Here is a 3,148-nt window from a genome sequence, read left to right as displayed (position 1 = left end):
CGGACGGCGTACGGCACGCCGCCCGCGACGGCGAGCCGTACGCCGTCCGTGACGGCGAGCAGTACCCGGCCCGGGGCGCGGGGCAGTACCCCGCCGGCGACGCCGGCCAGAACCCGGTCCGCGCATCGGGGCAGTACCCCGGCCGCGACGCCGGCCGGCACCCCGCCCGGGACGGCGGCCAGTACACCGCCCGTGGTGCCGAGCCGTACACGGCCCGGGATGCCGAGCCGTACCCGGCCCGGGACGGTGAGCAGCAGCCGGCCCGGGACGTGGGGCAGTACCGCTCCGGGGGTGAGCCCCGGTACCCCGGCCGTGGTGCGCAGCGGTATCCGGCCCGCGACGAACGCTTCCCGGCGTACGGCGAGCCGCTCTCCGCGGACGGCCGTCCGGCCGCGGGCGACGCCGTCCCCGTCTACGACGACGTGTTCCCCGCCCCCGCCCCGGTCGCTCCGGCCGCCGTGTCGCCGGTCCTCGGTTCCGTCACCGGGCAGCCGCGTGCCGCCCGGCAGGCCGGGGACCTCGCCCCGCTGCGGGCCGCCTACGCCTGGCAGCGGCGGGTCGCCGGCGCCACCGTCCTCGGCTTCTTCGCGCTGTACGTCCTGCTGACGGTGTACGTCCCGTCGGCGACGGGCGTCGGGCTGGGCCGTGGCCTCAACCTCGGCATCGTGCTGGGTCTGCTGCAGCTCCCGGTGACGGTGGCCGCGCTGATCGTCTACGAGCGCGCGGCGCTCCGGCGGATCGACCCGCTGGTGGACCGGGCGCGGGCGCGGCAGGAGGAAGGCCGGTGAACGACTTCTCCGCACAGTCGATGTCGCTGGTCGCGTTCTGCGCGGTCGCCTCCATCACCCTGCTGCTCTGCGTGATGACCGGACCGGACCGCGACGACCTCCAGGAGTTCTACACCGGCTACGGCACCCTGACGCCGTTCCGCAACGGCATGGCGATCGCCGGCGACTACATCTCGGCCGCGACCGCCCTGGGCACCTGCGGCCTGGTGGCGTTCTTCGGTTACGACGGGATGCTGCTGGCGCTGAGCACCGCCCTGTCGATGATGCTGCTGATGCTTCTGCTGGCCGAACCGCTGCGCAACACCGGCAGGTTCACCATGGGCGACGTGCTGGCCGGGCGCACCGCGTCGCGGGCGGTGCGGATCACGGCGTGCGTGGTGACGATCCTGTCGCTGGTGCCGATGATGCTGGTGCAGCTGGCCGGCGCCGGCCAGCTGATGTCGTTCATCCTCGGCTTCGACAGCGACGCGCTGGAGACCGGCATGGTGGTCGGCCTCGGCGTGCTGATGATCAGCTACGCGGTGATCGGCGGGATGAAGGGCACCGCGTTCATCCAGCTGCTCAAGATCTTCGTGCTGCTGGGCTCCGGGGTGATGGTCTCCCTGGTGATCCTGGCGCGGTACGGCTGGGACCCGGGCGCGCTGTTCGACGCGGCGGCGGCCCGCAGCGGCATCGGCGACGCCTACCTGCGCACCGGCGTCGAGTTCGCGGGGCACCCGTTCCCGAAACTCGACATGATCGCCATCCACGTGTCGATCGTGCTGGGCGCGGCGGTGCTGCCGCACATCACCATGCGCATGTTCACCGCTTCCGACGCGCGGCAGGTGCGCAGGGCGATGTCCTGGGCGGTGTCCTCGGTGACGCTGTTCTCGCTGGTGATCGTGGTCGTGGCGTTCGGTGCGGTGGCCATGGTCGGCCGGGGCGCGATCGCCGCCGCCGACCCGCAGGGCAACACCACCTTCCTGCTGGGCTCCAAGGCGGCGCTGAGCGCCGACGACTCGTACCTGGCGGCGCTGCTGTTCACCACGGTGACGACGGCGGTCTTCCTGACCCTGCTGTCCTCGGTGGCCGGCATGATCCTGGCCTGCGCCAACTCGCTGGCCCACGACGTGATCGCGGGCGGGGGGACGGCGGGCGCGCGCCGGGAGGTGACGGTGGCGCGGGTCGCCGCGCTGGCGGTGGGGGCGACGGCGGTCGCGCTGGCCACGCTGGTGCAGCACCGGAACCTGCAGCCGCTGGTGACGCTGTCGCTCAGCCTGGGTGCCTCGGCGATCGCGCCGGCGCTGGTCTACAGCCTGTTCTGGCGGCGCTACACCCGGCGCGGGGTGCTGTGGACGCTGATCGGCGGCTCGTTGTCGGTGCTCCTGCTGACGCCGTTCACCAACCTGGTCTCCGGCTACCCCAACTCGGCGCTGCCGGAGGACCACTTCAACTGGTTCCCGTTCACCACGACGGGCCTGGTCACGATCCCGCTGGGCTTCGCGCTCGGCTGGCTGGGCACGGTGACGTCCGGTTCCCGCAAGGTGCGGGAGCAGGAGGGGCGCTACCAAGACCTGGAGCCCCGCCTCCTCGCGGGCCTCACCTCCCGCTGACCCCCCGAGGGGCGGGGACGCCGACACCTTTCCCCCGCCCCCGGGGCACCACCATCGCTGCCGCGCGGAGGGAACTGTGCCCCCTGCCCTGCGGGCTCCGCACCACCTGCGCCCCGCGAACGAGGAACCCCCGCCCGGGACGGGCCACCGGCACCGTCCCGCGCGGGGGAGCGAACGTCAGGTCCTCAGAGCAGCCCGTCCCAGAACTGCTCCAGCAGCACGGACCACCAACTCTCCGGCGACCCCAGCGCCGCCGGGTCCAACGCCGCCAGCTGCGCCTGGAAGTCCACCGTCCAGCGAGCCGCCTGCTCCTGGTTGAGCCCGAACCGCAGGGGCCACATCCGCCCCAGCAGCGCCAGGCACCGCGCGAACTCCGGCAGCCCCGTGTTGACGAACTGCGGCGGCACCGGCCCACCCCCGGGGCCGGCCTCCACCGGCACGGCGACGATGTGCGCCGTGCCGTACTGCACGCAGATCGCCTTGCCGAAGTCCGTGCCCATCACCAGGTACGACCCGGCGTCGGAGGCCGCCTGCACACCACGTTCCTGCGCCAGTTCGGCCAGCGTCGGCACCGGCCGCCCCGGCTGGGCCTGCGCCCAGAAGAACGGGCCGAGGTCGAACGGGAGCCCCGCCACCACCAGGGTGTGGGCGACCACCGGCGGCACGCCCTGCCGGGACACCGCCGCCTGGTCGAAGCGGAAGACGCCCGGTCCGAAGACCGCCGCCAGCTCGTGGGCGACGCCCTCCGGCGGCACCGGCGGTGCGGGC

At 73.8% G+C, this 3,148-nt stretch carries 3 protein-coding genes; 2 read left to right on the top strand and 1 reads right to left on the bottom strand.

Annotation, left to right across the window (positions count from 1 at the left end):
* Positions 1-788 (top strand): DUF485 domain-containing protein (locus tag ACOV8S_RS00485; RefSeq protein WP_448315217.1); only part of this gene is annotated, 788 nt, incomplete at its 5' end.
* Between the two features lie 20 nt (positions 789-808).
* Complete coding sequence (locus ACOV8S_RS00480; RefSeq protein ID WP_448315650.1) at positions 809-2,380, top strand: sodium/solute symporter; 1,572 nt, start codon at positions 809-811, stop codon at positions 2,378-2,380.
* A gap of 185 nt (positions 2,381-2,565) precedes the next feature.
* Here ACOV8S_RS00480 and ACOV8S_RS00475 read toward each other — a convergent pair.
* Positions 2,566-3,148, bottom strand: a 583-nt coding sequence (locus tag ACOV8S_RS00475; RefSeq protein WP_448315215.1) for an SUKH-4 family immunity protein, incomplete at its 5' end; no start/stop codon positions are given.

Source organism: Streptomyces sp. CO7 (assembly GCF_053474865.1).
This window is presented reverse-complemented; position numbering and strand designations above follow the sequence as displayed.